Source organism: Acidobacteriota bacterium (assembly GCA_039030395.1).
In the GTDB taxonomy this organism is placed as follows: Bacteria; Acidobacteriota; Thermoanaerobaculia; order Multivoradales; family JBCCEF01; genus JBCCEF01.
In genome coordinates this window covers 72,198-95,805 of the sequence record JBCCEF010000018.1, presented here as the reverse complement: position 1 = coordinate 95,805, position 23,608 = coordinate 72,198, and the positions used below count along the sequence as shown (strand labels likewise).

Sequence of the window (23,608 nt, the reverse complement as noted above, 5' to 3'; positions counted from 1 at the left end):
CGTGGGCCGGTCCATCGGGGGGACGGGTCGTCTGGGGCCGCGCGGGGCTTCTCGAACTACGGCGGGCTGGTCCCGCGCGGCGCGCCGCGAGCGCAGACCTTCCACGGCCTGCGACGATTCTTCTGAGCGCCCGCGGCCAGCTCCCTGACGACCCGTCCCCCCGACGGACCTCCGATGGTGGTTCCGGGGGGCACGCTGTGAGCGCTCGAGGTCCCAAGTTCCAGACGAAATGCTCCGCTTTCTTAAGGGTGGACTACTGGGAAGTAGGGTTCTGAAGGGGCCGCTCGCGAGCCTCCCTGGTTTGGGCTGGGGAAGGGCCGGTCAGGAGATGGGGCCCAGGGTCACTTCGACCATCTCTTTCGTCAGCCGGCCGCGGATGATTTCCACCACGGTGCCTTCGGCGTTGAGGAGGATGGTGTAGGGGATGGCGAGACCGCCCATTCTTTGGAAGACGGTTTCGTTGCCGATGAGCACCGGGTAGGGGAGGTGGCGGTCGGTGACGAAGGGCTGGACGATGTCGCGGCCTCGTTCGTCGAGGGCGATGCTGACGAGGTGGACTTTGGGGCTGGCGTGGAGCTCCTTGAGGAGGGGGATCTCACGGATACAGGGCTGGCACCAAGTGGCCCAGAAAGAGACGACGGTGGGGCGATTGGGAAGGTCCTGGGAGCGGACTCGCTCTCCGGTGAGATCTTCTAGGGCGAAGGTCGGAAGCGGGGCGCCCTCGGCGATCTCGCTCGATGGACTGCTGCAGGCCAGGGTCAGGGCGGCGAGGGCGAGCCCGAGTGGGCTGAGGGTGAGTCTCGGCGTCATGTCGGGTCTCCGAGGACGGGGCTCGGTTCGTTGGGGAAGATCTTGCCGCGGAAGATGCCGGGCCGTCTCCGGTAGAGCGATTGTAGATGGTCGGCCATACGCTGGCGCACCCGGGTGTTGATCGCGCGATAGGTGCCGGGGTCGTCGGCCGCCTCGGGACCGTACTCGCTCGCCAGGTCGATCGGCTCCAGCACTTCGATGTGCCACTTCGAGGGCAGCGGCAGGAGCGAAAGGGTCGGTGTGACCGGCAGGGTGGGCCATTCGCTCAGGCGCTTCCACCACGTCCAGTCGAGTTTGCCGAGGATGGGAAAGATCTCGGCGCTGCCGACGATGGTGATGGGGATGATCGGTACCCGGTGGCGCAGGGCGAAGCGCACGTAGTCGGGCCGAAATCTCGCCAACTTGTGAGCTTTCCGGTAGCTGCGAAAGGCGCCGCGGATGCCCTCCGGAAACACCGCCAGCAGCTCCTTTTGGGAGAGCGCCCAGTCGCCGTTTTCGCGGCACGCGTGGACGCCGCCGCAGCGGCTCATGTAGGGAGCCAGGTGGGGGAACTTGACCAGCGCCGGGTGGATCAGGAAGCGCGGATAACGGCCGAGGTCGCGGGCCAGGCGGTGGAGGATCATCACCCCGTCCCACGGTTGATGGCCGCGGTGGTTGCCGACCAGCACGGCGGCGCCCTGGCGCGGGATGTGCTCCAGGCCGCGCCACTCGATGCGCCACCAGCGGTTGTGCAGAAAACGGAAAAGGGTGCGGCCGAGGCGGTCGATGTAGGCGCGGTCGAGGCTGAACGGGTCGTACTCCAGCTCGTGGACTGGTCGGTCGAGGGTGGCCGGGGGAGCGCTTCCGGCCATCGCGCCCCGCCGGGCCGCGTCGCTGACGGTGAAGGGGTACCGCAGGGCCTCCACCGCGTCCGGCGCTTCGCCGCGCAGGCGGCAGACCGCGCGCAGAACGAAGGCCGGGAGCGGTAGCGGCCGGACGCCCGCCTGGCGCAGCGCTTTGCGCAGGGGGATCACGCCGTTCGGCGCCAGGTGCCAGGTGCCGGTGGGCCATTCGCCGGCGAGGGCGGCGCGAATTGCCGCGATCAGATCCTCCAGGGATAGGAGCTGCAGGGGCGGATCGAAGCCCGCCGGCACGGCGGAAAAGGAGCCGCCGAGGAGTCGGCTGAACAGGTCTTCGCCCTTTCGCAGGGGGATCGGGGTGGGGCGGAGGACGGTCACTTCAGCCTGCGACCCTGCCGCTTCGACGAGCGCTTCTTCGATCCGCCGCCAGCGGCGAGCGACGGGACGGCTCGGCGGCCGGCGGGGCAGGGCGTTTTCCGCCAGGTGGCCCGGCTGGCGGTGGCTCGGTTGGTGGACCAGGGCGCTCGAGACGAGAAACAGGCGGCGGGAGGTGTTGTTCCGGCTCCAATATCGGAGCTGGTCGAGGAGGACGCGGTCGGAATCCGAGAGGCCTTCGGCGAGGCGGCGAGGCGTGGTGCGGTCCGGCAGGACGAGGAGGGCGGCGCCACCCGCCGGCTCGGCGGCATCGAGGCATTCGACCTCGTAGGTTGGAGCGGCGCCGTCCGGTGGTCTTGCCAGAGCCTCGGCCAGGGCGTCGCCCAGAGCGTCTCCGGCGTGGGCCAGCAGCAGCCGGCGCGGTGAGTCGTCACGGACCGCGGCGACGGTGCTCACCGGTGGATCATCCGGCCGAGGTGACGCCGGGGGGCTCCGCGGCGCCGTCGACGGTGCGGACTTCGAGGCCTTCTCCTTCGACGATCTTCATTCGCCGACGCACCGGCAGGTTCTCGAAGGTATCGACCGCGCCGCTCGGCCAACGCACCGTCAGGCGATCGACCTTGGGCCGGTCGCCGAGGCCGAAGGACAGGCGGCGGTGGTGCTGCGAGGCATAGCTCGAGCCGGCGGCGACCACCTGGGTCTGGATGAGGTCGCCGGCCTCGAGGGTGACCTGGGCGCCGTAGCCGGAACGGTTGCTGGCTCGGCCTACCAGGTCGATGGAGATCCAACCCCAGCGCTGGCCGACGTCGTTGCGCAGCAGGGTGGGAGCGGCGCGCTCGACCCTGCCGCTGTCGCCGGGGTTCTGGTTGATGGCGAGGTCGAGATCGCCGTCGTTGTCGAAGTCGGCGATGGCGAGGCCGCGGGCGTCCTTGCCGTCGTCGGCGCCCAGGGCCATGGCGACGTCCGTGAAGCGCGGGATGCCGTCCTGCCCCAAGCCTTCGTTGCGCAACAGGTTGTTGGTCTCGTAGCCGTTCCACGACATCTCGCCGCGAAACTCGTCGCTATAGAAGGTGCCCTTTTTGTACTCGTCGATGTGCGCGACCGCGCCCAGGATGTAAGGCAGTCAAAGATCGTCGTAGGTTCTGCCGCTGATCCAACCGTTGTTGGCGTAGATGTCTTGGAGGCCGTCGTTGTCGTAGTCCAGGAAGGCCGAGCCCCAATACCAGCCGAAGGGGTTGGTGCCGGCGGTTTCGGTGACTTCCCGGAAGGCGCCGTCGCCGTCGTTCAGGAGCAGCGAGTTGCCCTTGACCATGCGGTCGCCGTAGTCGTGCCAGTCGGCCCCGGCGTAGCCGAAGATCTCCTGGTAGAGGGGGAAGTCCTCCCGCACGGTGCCCTGGCGCACGCTGTTCATCAGGTAGCCGTAGAGGGTGGTGGATTGGCCGTACCAGCGCTGGCCGGAGTGGACGTTCGAGATGTAGAGGTCGAGATCGCCGTCGTTGTCCGCGTCGCCCCAAGAGGCGCTCATGCCGAAGCCGAAGTCGAGGGCGCCGGCCTCGTCGCTGACGTCTGAGAAGCGCACGCTGCCGGTTGGGTCGGCCCCTTCGTTGCGCAGCAGGGCATTTCGGCCGAAGTCGTTGGCGACATAGAGGTCCTGGTCGCCGTCGCTGTCGTAGTCCGCCCAGGCGACGCCCAGGGTGAGACCGCCTTCCCGCACCCCGGCTTCGTCCGTCACGTCGGTGAACCGGAAGCCGCCGTCGTTTCTCAAGAGGGAGTTGCCCTGGCCGTTGCGGGTGTAGAAGAGAGTGGTCGGCAGGTCGACTCGCGGGTCGAGGTAGCGGCCGAGGTAGAGGTCGAGGTCGCCGTCGGCATCGTAGTCCGCGGCGCTCGCCACCACCACGAACTGCCGGCCGAGCTCCACTTCGCCGCTCAGGTCCGTGAAGCGGGGGATGCCCGAGGCGTCCGGACCGTCGTTGCGCAAGAGCAGGCTGCCGTCCATGAAGCGGCCGAGGAAAAGGTCGTCGTCGCCATCGTTGTCGAGGTCGAGAAACAAGGCCACGTTGACCGCAGAAATCTCCGCCGGCAACCCCGCTTCGGCGGTAATGTCGGCGAACTGGAGGTCGCCTTCTGAATCCGGACCGAGGTTCTTGTAGAGCCGCGGCTCGATGCCGTCGGCGAAGTAGAGGTCCACCCAGCCGTCGTTGTCGACGTCCGCGGCCGACACGCCGGCGGAACCGTAGGGCAGGATTTCGAAGACTTTCGGATCCCACTCGGGGGTCTTGAAGCGTGGGTTGAAGCGCGCCCGGTGGCCGATGCCGGCGGCCGCCGCAATGTCCGTGAAGCCGCTGCCCGCGCCGCGGGTGGTCACCCCTTCGAGGAGTTCCTGGCGGACGATGGCCCAACCTTCCGCCGAGGCGTTTTCGGAGCGCGCCAAGTGGAGGCGGAGCTTGGCCTGGCTTTCGAACCGCTTGCCGTCTTCGCCGCGGCCCCGCAGCCAGAGCACCGAACGCACGACGGCGTCGTCGTCGCCGTCCATGGTTTCGACCCGGCCGAGCTTGAGCTTGGCCTTCTCGAAGCTCTCGACGCCTTCGAACAGTGCCGCCATCTGCGCCACCGCCGCGCCGCGGTCCACCGCCGCGCCGCTCTCGGCTTCGCGCCAGTGGGCAACCTCGACGCCGCCGCGGTTGGAAACCGGTGCGGCAATCCAGCGGCCACCCTGTGGGTGGGAGTAGTCGTCCGCATAGCAGGCGGCGATGCGCTCGATATCTTGCTCTTTCAAGCCGGCGCCGAGTTCGTTCAGCAATTGGATGGCGGAGGTGCCAGTGGTAGCCAGCCGGTCCGCCCGCTCCTGGACGCGGACGGTGCTCCAGGCGACCGCGGCGACCAGCAGCAGAACCGGCAGAACGAAAAGCAGCATTTTCTTGCGTTGGTTCATGGCATAGGGGTCGCCCATCGGACGGAATCGTTCATGGGGAGGTCGCCTCGCTCCATTCTAGGGTCGTCGAAGCCCGGGCCGCGTTACTTGCGGCGGCACCGGCGAAGATCCGCTGTGCGACCTGCTGAGCCGAGACGATCACCGGAGTGATTCCGCCGCCGGGCCGCACCCAATGGCCCACCCGGTACAGGCCTTCGGCGGCGCCCTCGAGGCCCGGCCGGTCACTGCCGAGCTGGTCCGGTGACATCTCCCAGCCGAGCATCGCACCTTGGGTATTGCCGGTAAAACGCCAGGATGTGTGGGCGGAGGCGGCGGAGCGCACCACCACCCGTTGTTCGATGCCCGGCATCACCCGCGCCAGATGGCCGAACATCTCCGCCTCGACGGCCGCCTTGTGCTCCGCCCAGCGGCCCTCCGCCTCCAGTCGGGGGTAGTCGATCTCCTGGACCTTCTGCAGGATCACGATCTGCCCACCTTCCGGAGCTAGGGAGGGATCGTAGAGGGTCGGCGAGAAGATTTTGCAGATCAAGCCGTCGCGGCCCACCCGGTCCGGGTCCCAGTGGCGCCAGTAGTAGCCCTGGGCCTCGGCCAGCTCCGCCGGCGAGACGTCCGACAGGCCGATGTGGACGAGAAAGCACGGATAGCTCGGCCGCAGGTGTCGGTAGGTGCCGTCGCCGGTGGACTTCGGCCGCGAACCGCGATCGGTGGCGAGGAGGGTTCGGTCCGTGTGCAGGAGGTCGCCGTTCGACACCACCACCGGTGCCGCCACCCGGTACTCGCCGCGCAGCGTTCCGCGGTCCGTCGTCAACCGCACCCCCGCCACCCGGTCGCCCTCCACCTCGATGCGCTCGGCGGCGGTGCTCATCAGGATGTGCCCGCCGCGCGCCTCGAAGGTGCGGGCGAGTTCGTCGGCGAAGGCCTGGGAGCCACCCACCGGGTAGTAGTTGCCGAGGAAATACGACAGCCGCAGCATCGAGTCGAACACGAAGGAGGTGCGTTCCGGCGGCGATCCCCAGTGCGGGCAGTCGGCGGTCAGCAGAAGGCGGAGCTTGGGGTCGGAGATATGACGGTCGAGGGCGTCCGTCACGGTGAGCGGCGCCAGGTCGCCGAGGTGGGTCTCCGGGCGCTCGCGGAAGTACACCATCAGGCCCTTGGCGTAGGCCCGGCGGACGGCGGCGAAGAACTCATCTAGGGCTTGCCGCTGGTGGGGGAACTCATGGTCGAGGCGGCGGCGGTAGACGTCGAGTTCCGCCGGCACTTCGAATCGGCTGCCGTCTGGAAAGTGGAAGGTGTCCACCGGGTCCATCCGCACCCAGCGGGTGCGCACTCCGAGGTTCAACAGCAGCTTGCCGGTGAGGGTTTCCGGGTTGCCGAGGAGAGGGTAGAAGTGCGAGGCCGCGTCGAAGGTGAAGCCGCCGCGGCGGAAGGTGCTGCAGTAGCCGCCGACCATGTAGTGGCGCTCGACCAGCAGCACCGACAGGCCTTGCCGCACCAGCAGGTTGGCGCACACCAGGCCGCCGACGCCGGCGCCGATGACCACCGCGTCGTAGCGATCTTCGGGAGGTTGCCGGCGGAGACCCTTGAACCGACGCCTCATGAGCCTTCCGGGCTTTCCTCCGGGCGGTTGCGGCCATAGTGCTCGTGGGCTCCGACGAACTCGCCGCTGGCGATGGCGGCGGCCATCGAAAGATCGCCCGCCAGCAGGGTGGCGGCAGTGATCTCGGCCAGTTTGCGGGCGCCGCCGGTACCGGCGCAACGGAGCACCTCCAGGCATTCCCGCCCGGTGCCCGCGCCGGTGCCGCCGCCGACGGTGCCGAGGGTGAGGGAAGCGAGGGTGACGCTCGCTTCGAGATCGCCCTCGGTGGTGGCTTCGAGCTGGGTGAGGCCGACGCAGGAGTTGCCGACATTGGCGACGTCCTGACCGCAGGCGATGAATAGGGCGGTCAAACCGTTGGCGTAGTGCCCGCAGTAGCCCAGGGAGCCGCTGGTGAAGTGGCCGGCGACGGTGTCCCGCCACAGCGAGGCCATGTCCTCTGCGGTGGTGCCGAGGACCGTCCGCACCACTCGTCGGGGAAGCCGGGCGCCGGCCACCACCTTCTTGCCCTTGCCGCCGCGCAGCAGGGAGCCGGCCGGCCGCTTCTCGGCGCTGTAGCCGGAAAACACCAGGTAGCGCTCGCCGCCGACGCGCTGCAGGATCACCCGGCAGGCGGCGTCCGTCGCCTTGACGATCATGTTCATGCCGTGGGCGTCGCCGGTGGAATAGACGAAGTCCACGATCACCTTGCGGCCGGCCGGCAGGCAGGTCACGTCGAGCAGCCGGCCGTGGTGGGTCGTCGCCTCGGCGGCGGCGCGGATCTCGTCCAGGTGTCCCGGGAGCGCTCGGGCGAAATCGTGTGCCGCCGCGATGTCCGAAAAGTGGAAGATCGGGGAGACTCGGTTCGAGTCCAGATGGATCCGCGCCTGGGCGCCGCCGGAGCGGGTCAACGCCACCATGCCGCGCTCATAGGAGCGCACCAAGGCGCCTTCGTTGGTGGCGAGGGGGACATAAAACACCCCCTGGGCATGCTCGCCATGGACTTTCAGCGGGCCCGCCACCCCGAGGGGCGTCTGGGCCGCCCCGATGGGATTCTCGACATTGCCCCGCATCGCCGGGGCATCGACGGAAAACCGGCCGACGTGCTCCAGCCGCGCCCCGGTCCGTTCCTCCACCCACCGCCGACGTTCGTCGACCTGCGGCCGCTCGTAGCCCTGGCCTTCGTAGCGGGGAACGAGGCGAGCCCGCCGGGGCTTCAGAAGGATTTCGTCGTCAGGGTCCATTGGAGAGGCGGAGGTCACAGAGCGAGTATAGCGAGGAATATGTACGTATTTATTCTGCTTGGCGTTGCTAGGGAGAATCCAGGCTTTGTAGGAAGTCGCGAAGCGCAGACTCCAGCACCGGCAAATCTCTCGTGACGACCTCCCAGATGGTGTCTAGCTGGACCTTGCCGTATTCGTGGACGAAGTGGTTCCGAATCCCTTTGATTTTTCGCCATTCGGTTCCGGTTAGGCGAGCTTGAGTTTCGGCAGATACTCGATTGGACGCTTCGCCGAGAATCGCGATCGCATGCTGGACCGCATACGCCAGCTTCTTGTCGCGGGCCAGTTCGTCCAAAGAAAGCTCGCCCAAGAAACTTTGAGCGTCGCTAGCCGCTTCGAGCATCTCCCGAAGATAAGTCTCGTCTCTACGAGGCAACATAGGCGAGTTCGAGTTCGTTGCGGACCACGTCTTCGCGGAAGTATCGGCTGAGCTCCGGCACGGTGCGCAGGTTAACCTTTCGCTCCACGAGCGCGGTCAGATCTTGTTCGATTCCAACCAGATCGAAGAGGCTGATTCGGGCGTCGGACTCAAACTCCACCAGTACATCGATGTCGCTATGGGGTCCAAACCCGTTGTTGCGATCCGAGCCGAAGAAACCAAGTTTTCGGATCTTGTGTTCGTCGCAAAAAGCACGAAGGCGGTTCTCCGAAACCGGGAGACGGCTGAGCGGAAGGAGGGGGGGAAGAGTCTCCCCCGTGGGCACCGGCAGGAGATATCCGCTTCCTGTGACGTCGAACAGGAGCACCCGGTCTCGGAGGACGGAAACCTCGGAAAACTCTCGAGCGTTGGATTGCAAAGCGGGTTCTTCCCGGATCGCCGCCGCCAGCCGGGCCGGCAATTCGTGGACCGTCCAAGCTGTCGACACCCTCCATTCGGAATTGTCGTAGAGGAGCAACCGGTAGGCTGGGAAGGCGCGGTAGTCCTTCAACTTGGTGGACTTCTTCATCACCGAGGCGAGCGCCTCTGCTGTCCACCTACGTTCCGGCTCGTCGCCAAACGCGATCGGACCGTCCATGGCGATGCCCGGAAGCCGGACCGTTGTCCCTTCGAGGAGGGATCCCTCGGGTGCCTCCTCGAGTTTCGTCCTCGCTCTGGCGAACTCCTGCGAGATCACCTCGACAATCTCTAGCCCGAAGCGGTTGGAGCCCGCGATGACGTCGCAGTCCGGACTCTCGCCTTGCGAAATCCGTAGCGGAAAGTCGACCAGCCCGTGAGTCTCCAGGGTCCGCAGATAGTGGACGATGCAATAGCGTTCGCGGGCTTCGGTCGTTCGACCCTCCGTTTGGCGAGGAACGGAGATGTCGAGGGTACCCAGTTTCGCGCGCAGTTCTTGGCCGGTTTCTGCGGCCAAGGTGTTTCCGAAGGTTCCGAAGAATCCGTCCTCCATACCGCCATTTTAGCGCGGACACCGTTCGTTTCCGGTGTCCGCCAGGCCAGGTTTGCAGTGAAGAGTCTCGCGGCCCTCTGCCGGTGGGCCTAGTGAACAACTGCGCTGTCGCCGCTGCTGGACTCCGCCGCCGGCGGTGGGTCCGGTAGGGGCTCCAGGTGGCCGGTGCCCTTCAAGGTCGCCAGATCGATGGTGCCGTGGCAGCGCACCCGCTGGTAGTCGAGGGTGAGGTCGCCGACCAGCTTGACTTCGCCCTCGCCGGCGTCGAAGTCGGCGGCGGAGAGGTCGCTCGCCTCCGGGTCGAGGCGGACGCCGAGTTCGGTTCCGCCGCGGGTACCGGTGAACTTGAGATGGACATAGCCGCGGTCGAGACAGGCCTTGAAGAGTTTCAGGCTCGGCTCCGGCCGGAGGCTGGCTTCAATGGGCTGTTCGGTGGTCAGGCGTTCTACGAGGTCGCTCATGGGGGTCGATCTCCAGGGAGAGTTTTGACCGGCCGTACCGGTCTAGAGATAAATTGTGATACGACTATACAACGTGAGCCGAAGGTTTGCTTCTGCTCAGAGGTGAAGTTTTGGTCTTCAGTAGGTTCAGGTACTTCTGCGCGCTGTCGGCCGGAACGGTGGTTGACGTCGCTTCGATCGGAGCCGGCGCGGGCGGAGGAACACGGCAAGGTAGAGCACGGTAAAGGGGTCAGAAATGAAGTTTCTTCGCTTCATCGCCAGCCGGTCCGGCCGGGCGCGATGGATTCTCGCGTCGGCGGCGGCGATCGGTATTTTTAGCGGTGCCGCCAGCGTAGCGCTGATCGCCGTCATCCAGGCAGCCTTGAACGCCTCCGGGCCTCGGTTGGCGGGCATCGGCTGGACCTTCGCCTTTCTGTGCGTGTTGATCACCGCCACGCGAGTGCTGTCGGTGGTGTTGCTGGCCAAGCTCGGCCAGGGGGTGGTGCGGGAACTGCGGGTGGATCTCAGCCGGCAGATCGCTGCGGCGCCGCTGCGCCAAGTCGAAGAGCTCGGTCCCAACCGCCTCCTCGCCACCCTGACGGACGACATCAACACCATCTCTCAGGCGTTGGTCTTCATCCCGCCGATCTGCCTCAACGGCTCCATCGTCGCCGGCTGTTTCCTGTACCTGGGCTTTTTGGACCGCGGCCTGTTCTTGCTACTGCTCGCCGCCTTCGTCCTCGGCGCGGTGACCTACTTCATCCCGGCACAGCTCGGAATCCGCAAGTTCCACGCCGCCCGTGAACAGCAGGATGTCCTCTTCGGGTTTTTCGAAGGACTGTTGCGCGGGGCGAAGGAGTTGCGCCTTCATCGCCGGCGCCGGCGGGTGTTTTCGAACCTGCTCTCCGGAGTCGCTGACCTCGCCCGCAAGCTGCGGGTGCGGGCCGCCCTGATCTACTCCGCGGCGGAGGCCTGGGGGCGTTTGCTGATTTTTGTGGTGATCGGGGTTCTGCTCTTCGCCCGGCCGGACGCTCTGGCGGCGGATCGCGCAGTGCTGACCGGCTTCACTCTGGTGCTGTTGTTCATGATGGGGCCGCTGCAGGCGCTGTTCGATTCCATTCCCTCCTTGGGCATGGCGGAAGTATCCGCCAAGAAGGTGGCGAGTCTCGGCTTTTCCTTGGACGGCGGCACCATCGAGGATCTCGAGATCCTGCCGGAGAAGCGCCGGTCGTGGCAACGGATCGATCTGCGCGGTGTGTGCCACACCTACCGCCGCGAGGGGCAGGAGCACGACTTCCGCCTCGGACCCATGGACCTGTCCTTCGAGCCCGGCGAGGTCGTTTTCCTGGTGGGCGGCAACGGTAGCGGCAAGACCACCCTCGCCAAGGTGATCGTCGGCCTCTATCCGCAGGAGGAGGGCGAGATCCTGCTCGACGGCGAGCCGGTGGGGGAGCACAACCGCGACGACTACCGTCAGCTCTTTTCGGTGGTGTTCTCGGACTTCTACCTGTTCGATTCCCTCCTCGGCCTGGAGGCGCCGGACCTCGACGAGGCGGCCGGCCGCTACCTGCGCGAGCTGCAGATCGACCACAAGGTCGAGGTGAAGGATGGGCAGCTTTCCGCCACCGAGCTGTCCCAAGGGCAGAGGAAGCGCCTCGCCTTGCTCACTGCCTACCTGGAGGACCGCGACGTCTACGTGTTCGACGAGTGGGCGGCGGACCAGGATCCGGTGTTCAAGGAGGTCTTCTACCGGCGGGTGCTGCCGGACCTCAAAGCGCGGGGAAAGGCGGTTCTCGCCATCTCCCATGACGACCGCTATTTCCACTTGGCGGATCGGGTGTTCAAGCTCGAAGACGGCGCGCTTCGGTTCGCCGGCGAGGCCGACGATTTGGTGACCGATCCGGCCGCCCTCTCGGGCCTCGCGCCGGTAGGCTTCTGAAGCCCTTCGGTGGCGCCATCTTGTCCCGCTCGTCCCGTTGATGAACACCCTGATTATGTATAATTGGCTCTAGGCAGAATTATGTATTAAAAGGCAGGCATATTGTCATATAAGCGCACTTGCACGGATCAGCATATGAGGCCAACTTCCAGTCTCGGCGAGGCTTAGGCCGCTCCGGATGCGAAAGGAAACCATCGCAGCAATGAAAATACAGAAAGTAGATTCCGAGAAGTTCTACACGGCCTACGGTATCCGGTGCCAACAGGTGTATCCGTGGCAAGGCGTCACCGATACTCCCTTCTTCACCGCTTGGGCCGTGGTTCCGCCGGGCGGCATTGCCCGCGCCCACAAGCACCAGGAGCACGAGAGTTTCGTCATCGTCAAGGGCCGCGGCCGGATGACCATCGACGGCGAGAGCCGCGAGGTGGAGCCCGGCGACGTGGTCTTGATGGAGCCCTTCACGACCCACGAATTGGTCAACCTTTCGGACGACGAGGAGTTGATGTTCCTCGACCTCGCCTGGGAGGACTTGATCGAGGCGGTGGGGCGCAACGACGCCGCCCTAGCCAACGGCCACTCAAGCGGCGAGCCGACCCGCCGGGTGCTGGCGACGGCGACACCGCCGACGCCCAATGGCGATCTCCACGTGGGGCACCTGTCCGGTCCCTACCTGTCGGCGGATCTCTTTACCCGCTACCACCGCATGCGCGGCCGCGACGCCGCCTACCTGACGGGCGTTGACGACCACCAGAGCTACACCGAAGCCAAGGGGGAGGTGATCGGCGAGACGGCCCGTGCCGTGGCCGACCGCTTCGGCGACGCGATCGAGGGCACCCTCGAACTTGCCGACATCCGTCTCGACGTCTTTGCCCGGCCAAAGACGTCGCCGTACCACGTCGAGCGCACGCAGGAGGTCTTCCGCCGGATGGTGGACAACGGTTCCATCGTGGCGCGCGAGGCGCCGACGCCGTACTGCGTCTCCTGTGAGTGCTACCTCTTCGAGGCCTACATTGTCGGCCGCTGCCCGCACTGCGGCGAGAGTTCGCACGGCAACGCCTGCGAGCCCTGCGCTCGGCCCAACGACTGCGCCGACCTGCTGGACGCCACCTGTGTCCACTGCGGCAACACTCCGGAACTGCGGCCCTACAGGCGTTTCTACTTTCCCCTGGCGCCCTTCGCGGAGCGCCTCGAAGCCTTCTGGGATCGCACCCACATGGGGCCGCATCTGCGCGCCCTGTGCGACACCATGCTCGACGAAGGCCTGCCGGACATCGCCGTCAGCCAGCAGACCGACTGGGGCGTTCGGGTGCCGATCGAGGGCTACGAGGACCAGGCGATCTACGTCTGGTTCGAGATGGCACCGGGCTTCCTGGCCGCCACTGAAGAATTGGGAGAGGGGCGCGAGGACGCCTTCTGGCGCACCGACGATGCGGAGGTGGTGCAGTTCTTCGGCTTCGACAACGGCTACTTCTTTGCCGTTCTCTTCCCGGCCATCTTCATGGCCTACGACGAGGCCATCCGGCTGCCGACGACCTTCGTGACCAACGAGTTCTACCGCTATGAGGGTTCGAAGTTCTCGACCAGCCGGAACCACGCCATGTGGGGCCGGGAGCTGCTGGATCGGGTGCCGGCCGACGTCGCCCGCTTCTACCTCGCCTGGGACGGTCCCGAGACGGAGCAGACCAACTTCACCTTCGCGGAACTGCAGGACACCGTGGACCGCGAGCTGTCAAACCACTGGCAAGGCTGGCTCCACGATCTGCACGGGAAGCTGGCCGACAGCGACTACACGGTGCCTTCGACGGGCGCCTGGTCAGATGACCAGCAGCGCTTCTTTCAACAGTTGATCGATCTGGTGGCGGAGGCGGCCGCGGCCTATGAGGCGCGTTCCTTCTCGCCTCAGCGGGCGGCGAGGGTGGCCGTGGAACTGGTCCGCCTGGCGCGCCGCTTCAGCGCCGCCCAGACCCACTGGAAGGGCCTGCCCGGACGCTACGAGATATGGCGCACGGCCCTGGCCCTCGAGGTCCTGGCGGCCAAGACGCTGGCGATGATCACAGCGCCGTTGATGCCGTCCTTCGCCGACCGGCTGTGGCGCACTCTGGGGCAAGAAGGCTCCATCGAGAATGCCCGCTGGGAGGAAATTCCACAGTTTGTGCCCGGCGGCCGGCGGGTGAAGGGCCTGGATGCGCCCTGGTTCGCCGCTTCCGAAACCCTCGAGGTCGCGGCGAGCTAGTGCGCTCTCGCGTCTCGGACCGGAGGTGACGGATCCGATGGCGAATGCTTTCGACGGCTTGCCCGGCTCGGATTTGAATCGTCCGGCCGGGCAAAACTCAGATGGGTCCGGTGGCGGCGCTTTCACGCCGCCTTGGCCGACCCTCGTCCACCTGCTGAGGCAGCGCTCGAAGGGGAGTCTGGCCAGCAAAGCGGCCTACACCTTTCTCCACGATCAGCCGGGGGACGGCGGTGAGGAGCGGATCGCCGGCCGCCTGACCTTTGGTGAGCTGGATCGCCGCGCCCGGGAGATCGCGGCAGCGCTCCAGCAAGGCGATCTGCGCGGCCAGCGGGCGTTGCTGCTCTACTCCCCGGGCATCGATTTCGTGGCGGCCTTCTTCGGCTGCCTCTATGCCGGGGTGATCGCCGTGCCGGCCTTCCCGCCGACCTCCGTCCGCAGCCTGCCGCGCTTGCTGGCGGTAGCCGAGGACGCCCAGGCCGGCGTCGCCCTGACCACCGCTGAATTGGCGGCGCGCTTTCAAGGTCTCGCCGGGGCGGCGCCGGGGATGGATCGCATCCACTGGATCGCCACGGACACCCTGCCGGACGGCGCCGCCGACGCTTGGCGCGACCCGCGGGTGACCGGCGAGGACCTGGCCTTCCTGCAGTACACCTCTGGCTCCACCTCGGCGCCCAAGGGCGTGATGGTGTCGCACGCCAACCTGCTGCATAACGAGGAGCTGATCCGCCGCGCCTTCGGCCAGTCCGAGGAGTCGGTGATCGTCGGCTGGCTGCCGCTTTATCACGACATGGGGCTGATCGGCAACGTCCTGCAGCCGCTCTACGTCGGAGCCTCTTGCGTGCTGATGTCGCCCTTCGCCTTTCTCAAGGCACCGATCCGCTGGCTGCGGGCCATCAGCCGCTTCCGGGCGACCACCTCCGGCGGACCGAATTTCGCCTACGACTTGTCCGTCCACAAGGTTCCGCCGGCGCTGCGGCAGGGGCTGGACCTTTCCTCTTGGCGGGTGGCCTTCAACGGCGCCGAACCGGTGCGCGCAGGCACCCTCGAACGCTTCGCCGCCGCCTTCGAGCCGCACGGCTTCGACCGCCGCGCCTTCCAGCCGTGCTACGGCCTGGCGGAGGGGACCTTGTTCGTCACCGGGGAGCCGATCGCCGAGGAACCTCGGGTGCGGCCCTTCGATACGGCGGCCCTCGAGGAGGGGCGGGCGGCAGGAGATCAAGACGGCCGGCCGCTGGTTTCGAGCGGCAGCCTGGCCGCCGGCGTCGAGGCCGGTCAGCGGCTGTTGGTGGTCGATCCCGAGAGCGGCCAGGAACGGCCGGCCGGCGCTGTGGGCGAACTGTGGCTCACCGGCCCGAGCGTCACCGGCGGCTACTGGCGGCGAGAGGACGCGACGCGCGAGGTGTTCGGCGCCCGCCTCGCCGACGGCGACGTGACCCGATTCCTGCGCACCGGCGACCTGGGATTCGTGGAGGACGGCCGGTTGTTCGTCACCGGCCGCCTCAAAGACCTGATCATCCTGCGCGGCCGCAATCACTACCCGCAGGACATCGAGTTGACCGCCGAGACCAGCCATCGGGCCCTGCGGCCGGGCTGCTCTTCGGCCTTCGGCGTCACCGTGGATGATGAAGAGCGCCTCGCCATCGCCCTCGAAGTGCGGCCGGAAGTGGCCGAGAAGGGCGACCGCGAAACCCTCGCCGGGATTGTCGAAACGGTGCGCCGGGCGATCGTCGCCGGTCATCAGGTGGATCCCCACCGGGTGGTCCTGCTGGCGCCGCGCTCGGTTCCCAAGACCTCCAGCGGCAAGGTGCAGCGCCGTCTGTGCCGCGCCCGTCTGCTCGCCGATGAACTGCCGGTGGTGTACATGAGCGGCGGTGGTGACGAGGCACCAGACGATCCAGAGAATCCTTCCGGCGGCGGCGGAAGCGAACCGCCGGCCGATCCGGCTCAGCTCCGGATGCTCGAAGGGGTCTTGCTGCAGCAGGCGGCGAAACTCCTCAAGGTCGAGCCCGAAAGCCTCGACCGTGAGCAACCCCTGCCCCTCGACTCCCTGGCGGCGATGGAGGTGCAAGAGGCCGTCGAGGCGGCCTTCGGCGTGTCGCCACCGCTCGAAGAATTGTTCGACACGCCGACCGTCGCCTCCCTGGCGGCATGGATTCTGGAGGCGCAGAAAGCTCCGCCGGAGAAGCCGCCCTCCGCAGGACCGGCGCCGTCCACCGCGGAAGGGGCACCGGTTTCCGCGGCGCCGCGAGAGATTCCGCTGTCCATCGGCCAGCGCGCCCTGTGGTTCCTGGAGCGGGTGACGCCGGACGGTGACTCGAACCACATCGCCTTCGGCGGGCGGGTGGTCTCGGGCCTGGACTTTGAGACCTTCGCGGAGCCCTGGAGGCGAGTCGTGAAGCGCCATCCGCTGCTCTCCGCCCGGGTGGTGGAGGAGGGCGGCGAGGCGCGCCTGTCGATCGATCCGGAGATGGCTGTGGACCTCACCCGGGACACCTCCGGCGACCCGCTCGACGAGGTACTGCGGCGGGAAGTGCGCACCCCCTTCGACCTCGCCGAAGGTCCCCTGGCTCGCTGCCGCTGGATCGAGCGCGCGGGAGCGCTTGAGGATGACCGGCCGGTGCTGCTCTTTGTCTTCCATCACCTGGTGGCGGACCTCGGCTCGATGGCGGTGATCGCTTCGGAACTGGCGACCCTGCTGGAGGATTCAGCGGCCGAGCTGCCCGCTCCGGACGGCGCCTACGGCGAGTTCGTGGCCCGCGAATCCGATCGTCTGCTGGGAGCGGAGGGGCTGGCCGGGCAGGACCTAGCGCCGGAAGGCGAGCGCCTGGCCGGGTTCTGGGCCGCGGAGTTGGCCGATGTGCCGGCGCAGATCGAGCTGCCGGCGGATCGCCCGCGGCCGCCGGTGCAAAACTTCACCGCCGGCTACACCCGCTTCTTCGTCGCCGCCGACACGGTTGCGGCGTTGGGCCGTGCCGCCCGGGCGCAGAAGGCGACGCCCTTCGTCGCACTGCTCGCCGCCTTCCAGGCGTTCCTCGGCCGGTTGACCGGCCAGCGTGACTTCTGTATCGGCGCGCCGTCCTCCGGCCGCACGGCGGCGGAGGCTTCGCTGGTCGGCTACTTCGTCAATCCACTGGTCTGGCGGGCGGATCTGTCGCCCGTTGCGGACGAGGCGCGGGAGCCGACCTTCGGCGAACTGATCGCCCGCGCCCGGGGCCGGGTACGGGCCGGCCTGGACCACGCCGGCATGCCCTTCCCGATGCTGGTGGAGCGGGTGCGCACGGAGCGAGATCCCAGCCGTTCGCCGCTCTTCCAGGTGTGGCTGTCGCTGGCCCAGGGCTCTCCTTCCATGGACCGCGGCCTGGGCGCCTTCTTCCTGGGGGCCGACGGGGCCGCCCTCGACATCGGGCCCCTCACCCTCGACGCGGTGCCTCTCGAGCCGCTGGCGGCGCCTTTCGATCTGTCTCTCTCCCTGGCGCCGCTGGCGGATGAGGCCGGCGGTCGCGGCCTCACCGGCCTCTTCGCCTTCGCCCGAGAGTTGTTCGACCGCACCACCGTCGAGCGCTGGGCGGCGGCCTTCGGTCGCTTCCTCGAAGCGGTTGTCGCCGAGCCGAACCGCCCGGCCGCCGAGGTCTCGTTGTTGTCGCCGCCGGAGCGGCAGCAGGTGCTGCGCGAGTGGAACGAGCAACAGCCGGCTGCGGCGACGCCGAGCGGCATCCTCGAGCCCTTCCGGCGGCAGGTGGCGGCGCGGCCCGCAGAGATCGCCGTGTCGCAGGGCGACGACACCCTGACCTACGCCGAGTTGGACGCCGAAAGCGATCGCTGGGCGCGCCATTTCTTGAGCCTCGGCGCCCGGCCGGAAGAGCTGATCGGGGTGGCCTTGGAGCGTCGCCCGCACCTGCTGGTGGCCCTGTTGGCGGCGCTCAAGGCCGGCGTCGCCTATGTTCCCATCGACCCGACCTACCCGGCCGACCGGCTGCGCATGATGATCGAGGATTCCGCCCTGCGCTGGGTGGTCAGCCAGGGCGATCTGGTGGACCATCTGCCCCTCGGCGATGCCCAGCCGCTCCTCATCGACGGACCGCAACCGGCGAACGGTGGAGAGCCCCTCCCGGCTCTACCGTCCGCCGAGCGCGCCGCCTACGTGATCTTTACCTCCGGTTCCACCGGCCGCCCGAAAGGGGTGGTGGTGAGCCACGGTGCGTTGATCAACTTCTTGCTGGCGATGGGCGAGGCGCCGGGTCTCGGTGCGGACGATCGCTGGCTGGCGGTGACCTCCCTGTCCTTCGACATCTCGGCGCTGGAGCTGTATCTGCCGCTGGTGGTCGGTGGGCGGGTGGAGATCGCGCCGCGCGACGATGTGATCGACGGCCGCCGCCTGGCAGAGCGCCTCGCCGCCTGCCGAGCGACGGTGATGCAGGCCACCCCGGCCACCTGGCGGATGCTGATCGAGGCCGGCTGGACGGGCTCCTCGTCCCTAAAGATCCTGTGCGGCGGCGAGGCGCTGCCGCAGGATTTGGCGAAGGACCTGCTCGCCCGGGCCGCATCCCTGTGGAATCTCTACGGGCCGACGGAAACCACCATCTGGTCCGCCCGCTACCGCTGCCGGACGGCGGACGACGGGCCGCCGCCGATCGGCCGCCCGATCCGCGATACCCGCCTCGTCCTGCTCGACCGCCACCGCCGGCCGGTGCCGGTGGGGGTCGCCGGCGAACTGCTGATCGGCGGCGGTGGGCTGGCCCGCGGTTACCTCGGCCGGCCGGCCCTCACCGCCGAACGCTTCGTTCCGGACCCCTTGGCGGGCGCTGCGGGATCCGGCAACCGCCTCTACCGTACCGGCGACCTCGCACGTTGGCTGCCGGACGGCACCGTCGAATTCCTCGGACGCCTCGACCACCAGGTCAAGGTGCGCGGCTTCCGCATCGAACTGGGGGAGATCGAGACGGTGCTGTCGGCGGTGCCGGGGGTGGCGCAGGCGGTGTGTGCCGCCCGCGGCGACGGTGGCGCGGCGCGGCTGATCGCCTGGGCCACGGCGGACGCCGGCGCAGGCGTTGCGCTGCCGGACGAGGCGGACCTGCGCGCGGCCGCGCGCGCCCGCCTGCCGGAGTACATGGTGCCGGCCCGGGTGGTGCTGCTCGACGCCCTCCCGCTCACCCCCAACGGCAAGATCGACCGCAACGCCTTGCCGTCGCCAGAGCGCGAGGGCGGCGGCGAAGGCTTCGTCATTCCCTCCGCCGGCCTGGAGGAGACCGTTGCCGGCATCTGGTGCGAGGTCCTCGCTTTGGAAGCGGCGGGGGCGGACGACAACTTCTTCGATCTCGGCGGTCACTCGCTGCTCCTCGGGCGAGTGCGGGCGCGGCTGGAAGAGGAACTCGGCCGCTCCCTCTCGCTGGTGGAGCTGTTCCGCTATCCCACCGTGGCGACTTTGGCGGCCTTCCTGCGGGACGGCGCCGAGGACGGCGCGGCGGTCGCCGAGCGGGGCCGCCGGCGGGCCTCCCGACGACGCCGTCTCGGGGGGTCGGGGGCGGGCGGATCCGGAGCGGTGGCGGTGGTCGGCCTCGGTGGCCGATTCCCGGGGGCCGACGACCCGGCGGCCTTATGGCGCCTGCTGGTCGAAGGTCGGGAGGGAATCCGCGATCTCGACGACGAAGAGCTGGCCGCCGCCGGGGTGACGCGCCGCCAAGCCGCCCACCCGGCCTACGTCCGCCGCGCCGGCATCCTCGCCGACTTCGACCGCTTCGACGCCGGATACTTCCAGTACACGCCGCGGGAGGCGGAGCTGCTCGACCCGCAGCAGCGGGTGTTTCTGGAGTGCGCTGTGGCGGCGCTCGAAAACGCCGCCCTCGACCCCAGCCGATTCGACGGCGCCGTCGGGGTGTTCGCCGGCGCCGGCCTGAACGGCTATCTGCTGCATCAACTGATCGGCGAAGCGGGGAAGGACGGTGCCGCTGCATATCAAGTGATGATCGGCAACGACAAGGACTTCCTCGCCACCCGGCTTTCCTACCTGCTGGATTTGGCCGGCCCGAGCGTGGCGCTGCAGACCGCCTGTTCGACCTCCCTGGTGGCGATCCACCTGGCCTGCCGCAGCCTGCTGGCCGGTGAGTGCGACGCGGCGCTGGCCGGCGGCGTGTCCATCGCGGTGCCGCACCACGCCGGCTACCGATACGAGAACGGCATGATCCTGTCGCCGGACGGCCGTTGCCGGCCCTTCGCGGCGAACGCCGCCGGCACGGTGCGCTCGAGCGGCGCCGGGGTGGTGGTGCTGCGGCGCTTGGAGGACGCCCTGGCCGACGGCGATCCCATCCGGGCGGTGGTGCGCGGCACGGCGATCAACAACGACGGCTCGCGCAAGATCGGCTACACGGCGCCCTCCGTCGAGCGCCAGGCGGAGGTGATCGCCGAAGCCTGGGCCGCCGGCGAGGTGGATCCGGCGACGGTCGGCTACGTCGAAGCCCACGGCACCGGCACCGACAAGGGCGACCCCATCGAGCTGGAAGCGCTGGAGCAGGTGTTCGGGACAGCCCTTGGAGATCGCGAGACCCCTTGTGCCCTGGGCTCCGTCAAGTCGAACCTCGGCCACACCGATGCCGCCGCCGGGGTGACCGGCTTCATCAAGGCGGTGCTGGCGCTCGAGCACGGCGTGCTGCCGCCCAGCCTGCACTGCGAGGAGCCTTCGGAGGCGTTGCGCCTCTCCTCCTTCGAGGTGCCCGGCGAGGCGCGTCCCTGGGCCGCCGGCGAGGGTCCCCGGCGCGCCGGCGTCAGCTCCTTCGGCATCGGCGGCACCAACGCCCACGCGGTGCTGGAAGAGGCGCCGCAACGGCGGCCCTCCGAGGCGGAGCTGCCGGCCCGGCCCTACGAACTGCTCACCCTGTCGGCGGCGGATCCTGCAGCCCTCGACGAACTGGGTGAAGCTCTCGCCGACCACCTGCGCTCGCATGACGGAATCGCCCTGGCGGATGTCGCCTACACCCTGCAGGCCGGCCGCCGGGCCTTGCCGCACCGGCGCATCGTGGTCGCCCGGGATGCCGCCGACGCGGCCTCGGCCCTCACTCCGCTGGATGCCTCGCGGGTGCTCGAAGGGCAGAGCCCGGGCACTCCGCCGAAGGTCGCCTTCCTGTTCCCCGGCCAGGGCACTCAGCACGGCGCCATGGGCCGCGAGCTGTATGAGTCGGAGCCCACTCTCCGGCGCGAGATGGAGCGCGGCTTCGAGCTGCTGGCGGCGCGCTGCGATCTCGATCTGCGCGGTTTGCTGCTCGACGGTCTCGAGGTGGAGCGGCTCGACGAAACCCGCTGGACGCAGCCGGCCTTGTTTGTGCTGGAACACGCCTTGGCGGCGCTGTGGGAAAGCTGGGGGGTGAAGCCGGTGGCGATGCTCGGCCACTCCCTGGGCGAGTACGTGGCGGCCTGCCGGGCCGGTGTCTTCACCTTCGAAGAAGGGCTCGAACTGGTGGCCGCCCGCGGCGCTCTGATCCAGGCCCTGCCCGGCGGCGCCATGGCGGCGGTATCGCAGGCGGCGGAGGAGACCGAGCCTTCGCTGCCGGCGGAACTGTCCCTGGCGGCGGTCAACTCGCCGGATTCCTGCGTTGTCTCCGGACCGGCCGAGGCGCTCGCCGCCTTTACCGCCAACCTCGGGGGCGAAGGCGTCCGCTGCCAGCCGCTCCATACTTCCCACGCCTTCCACTCGGCGATGATGGAGCCGGTGCTCGAACCCTTCCGGCAGGTGCTCGCCGGGGTCGAGCTGAAGGCGCCGACGCGGCCCTTCGTGTCGAACGTCACCGGCACCTGGATCACCGCCGCCGAGGCGACAGACCCGGCCTACTGGGTGGAACATCTGCGCCGGCCGGTGCGCTTTGCCGCCGGCCTCGCCACCCTTGCCGAAAGCGGGGCGCTGGTGCTGCTGGAAGTCGGCCCCGGCGATTCCCTTGGTAACCTGGCCCGGCGGCAGGGCGAGGCGGTGAAGGCGTCGCGGGCGGTGCCTTCGATGCCCCATCCGAAGCGCCCGCAACCGGAGGCCGAAGCCCTCGCCACCGCCGTTGGCCGCCTGTGGCTGGCCGGCATCGCCACCGAGGCGGAGGGGCACTGGGCCGGTCGCCCTCACCGCGCCGTGGCCCTGCCGACCTACCCCTTCCAACGCCGGCGCCATTGGGTAGAGGCCGCTGCCGTGAGCCCTCGGCAGGCCGCCGGCGAAGGTCTCTTCGTGCCCTCCTGGCACCGCTCCGCGGCCCTGCCGGCGAAGGAGGTGCCGGAAGGTCGTTGGCTGGTGTCGACGGCAGGCACGGGATTCGGCGAGGAGCTGATCCGATGGCTGCGGGAGCGCGGCGGCGAGGTGGAGCTGATGCGCACCGCGGACGGGGCCTTCGACGGTGCCCAGGTCCTTTCCGGCGGCCCGCGCCAGATGGTGTTCCTGGCAGTCCCCGGAGCGCCGGAGGCGACGTCCGCCTTCGACGCCTGGATGGACCTCTGCCGTGCCCTTGCCGCCGGCTCGCCGCCGGAGGGGACGACCTTGACCTTGGTCACCGCCGGCGCCCATGCGGTGACCGGCGGCGACGGGCCGGATCCGGATCAAGCGGCCTTCGGCGGCCCCTGCCGGGTGCTGCCCCAGGAACTGCCCGGCCTCACCTGCCGGTGGATCGATCTCGACTCCCAAGAGCTGTCGGTCGACGGCCTCGGTGAGGAGTTGATGTCCGCCGGTGCGACGGTGGCGCTGCGCGCCGGCTATCGCTGGCAGCCGGCCTTCGAGGCGCTGCTCTCGGCCGACGAGGTCGTGGAGACCTTGCCCGCCGGCGGTACCTACCTGGTTCTCGGCGGCTTCGGCACGGTGGGCCGGTCGCTGGCGGGGGAACTGGCGCGCCGCGGTGCCGGCCGGCTGGTGCTCGTCGGCCGTTCAAGTCCCGATGCGGAGACCCTGGCGGAACTGCAAGCCCACGCCGTGGAGATCGTGCCCCGGCAGCTCGACGCCAATGATCCGGCGGCTCTCGCCGGTCTGCTTCGGGAGCTGGCGCCGGCGGGCTCCCTGCGCGGCATCGTGCACGCCGCCGGTCCCTCCGGCCGCGCCTCGGTGCGGCCCCTCGCCGCCGAGTCGCCGGCTACCTGGAAGGCCGCTCTGGCCGAGCGCCGGGCGGCCCTGAAGGCCCTCGGCGAAGGGCTGCGGGCGCTCGGCGATGCGGCCGGGAAACTCGATTTCTGTCTCGTTTGCACCTCCCTGTCGGCGGAGCTGGGCGGCGTTGGCTACGGCGCCTATGCCGCGTCTCACCGCTGGGCGGAGGCCTTCTGCGAGCGCCGCCGGCAGGAGGGCTCGGTGCGCTGGGTGGCTCTCGCCTGGGACCACTGGCTGGCAGCGGGTGAGGGCACCCCCGGTGGTGACGGCGGCGCTGAGGGAGGTCTCGGTCGCGCGGCGGCGGCGGAGTTGTTCTCGGCGGCCCTTGACCATCTCATCGCCGGTCCTCGGCTGCTGGCCGTTGCCGGCGATCTGACGGCGCGCTACGAGCGCTGGGTGGAGTCGCCGCCCCGCCCCAGCGCGGCGGTGGAGCGCCATTCCCGGCCGGATCTGCTCAATCCCTATGTAGCGCCTACCGGTGCGGTGGAGGAAGCGTTGGTGGCGGTGTGGGGCGAGGTGCTCGGGGTGGACCGGGTGGGTGTTCACGACAACTTTTTCGAACTCGGCGGCACCTCGCTCCTCGGTGTGCAGGTGATCAGCAGCGTCAACCAGCGTTTCGGGGTGGAGGTGCCCGCCGTCGGCCTGTACGAAGGGCCGACGGTCCACGCCCTCGCCCGGCTGGTGGAGGCGGCCGAGAAC

At 68.8% G+C, this 23,608-nt stretch carries 12 protein-coding genes (1 of these 12 running past the window's edge); 3 read left to right on the top strand and 9 right to left on the bottom strand.

All coding sequences use genetic code 11. The annotated features are described in order from the left end of the window. Positions 1-321: 321 nt before the first annotated feature. From AAF481_15530 to AAF481_15490, 9 genes are all read right to left on the bottom strand, one after another. Complete coding sequence (locus AAF481_15530; GenBank protein ID MEM7482587.1) at positions 322-810, bottom strand: TlpA disulfide reductase family protein; 489 nt, start codon at positions 808-810, stop codon at positions 322-324. Then, a complete protein-coding gene (locus tag AAF481_15525; protein MEM7482586.1) occupies positions 807-2,480 on the bottom strand; it encodes a 1-acyl-sn-glycerol-3-phosphate acyltransferase in 1,674 nt (557 codons plus the stop codon). Before AAF481_15525 ends, AAF481_15530 begins: the two co-directional genes overlap by 4 nt. 7 nt (positions 2,481-2,487) lie before the next feature. Continuing rightward, positions 2,488-3,066, bottom strand: coding sequence for a CRTAC1 family protein (locus tag AAF481_15520; GenBank protein MEM7482585.1), 579 nt, complete (start codon positions 3,064-3,066; stop codon positions 2,488-2,490). A gap of 81 nt (positions 3,067-3,147) precedes the next feature. Beyond that, on the bottom strand, positions 3,148-4,974 hold the full coding sequence (locus AAF481_15515) for a VCBS repeat-containing protein (protein MEM7482584.1): 1,827 nt from the start codon (positions 4,972-4,974) through the stop codon (positions 3,148-3,150). Positions 4,975-4,987: 13 nt separating this feature from the next. Next, positions 4,988-6,553, bottom strand: coding sequence for an NAD(P)/FAD-dependent oxidoreductase (locus AAF481_15510; GenBank protein MEM7482583.1), 1,566 nt, complete (start codon positions 6,551-6,553; stop codon positions 4,988-4,990). Next, entirely contained in the window at positions 6,550-7,791 is a 1,242-nt protein-coding gene (locus tag AAF481_15505; GenBank protein ID MEM7482582.1) for a hydroxymethylglutaryl-CoA reductase, read from the bottom strand. The genes AAF481_15510 and AAF481_15505 overlap by 4 nt, the downstream gene beginning before the upstream one ends. A 49-nt stretch (positions 7,792-7,840) precedes the next feature. Beyond that, a complete protein-coding gene (locus tag AAF481_15500) occupies positions 7,841-8,155 on the bottom strand; it encodes a HepT-like ribonuclease domain-containing protein (protein MEM7482581.1) in 315 nt (104 codons plus the stop codon). Between the two features lie 22 nt (positions 8,156-8,177). Then, the gene (locus AAF481_15495; GenBank protein MEM7482580.1) at positions 8,178-9,164 is read right to left on the bottom strand and encodes a nucleotidyltransferase domain-containing protein; all 987 of its coding nucleotides are present in this window, start codon (positions 9,162-9,164) and stop codon (positions 8,178-8,180) included. A 125-nt stretch (positions 9,165-9,289) separates the two neighbouring features. Then, the gene (locus AAF481_15490) at positions 9,290-9,661 is read right to left on the bottom strand and encodes an MbtH domain protein (protein ID MEM7482579.1); all 372 of its coding nucleotides are present in this window, start codon (positions 9,659-9,661) and stop codon (positions 9,290-9,292) included. 235 nt (positions 9,662-9,896) lie between these two features. On the opposite strand from AAF481_15490, the gene AAF481_15485 reads away from it, so the two are divergent. From AAF481_15485 to AAF481_15475, 3 genes are all read left to right on the top strand, one after another. Next, the gene (locus AAF481_15485; protein ID MEM7482578.1) at positions 9,897-11,579 is read left to right on the top strand and encodes a cyclic peptide export ABC transporter; all 1,683 of its coding nucleotides are present in this window, start codon (positions 9,897-9,899) and stop codon (positions 11,577-11,579) included. 202 nt (positions 11,580-11,781) lie between these two features. Further along, positions 11,782-13,812: a class I tRNA ligase family protein gene (locus AAF481_15480; protein ID MEM7482577.1), complete on the top strand. Its 2,031-nt coding sequence runs from the start codon at positions 11,782-11,784 to the stop codon at positions 13,810-13,812. Positions 13,813-13,849: 37 nt separating this feature from the next. Next, positions 13,850-23,608, top strand: partial view of an amino acid adenylation domain-containing protein gene (locus AAF481_15475; protein MEM7482576.1) — the 5' portion only. It continues 144 nt past the right edge of the window; only the first 9,759 of its 9,903 coding nucleotides appear in the window; the start codon lies at positions 13,850-13,852; its stop codon lies off the right edge, out of view.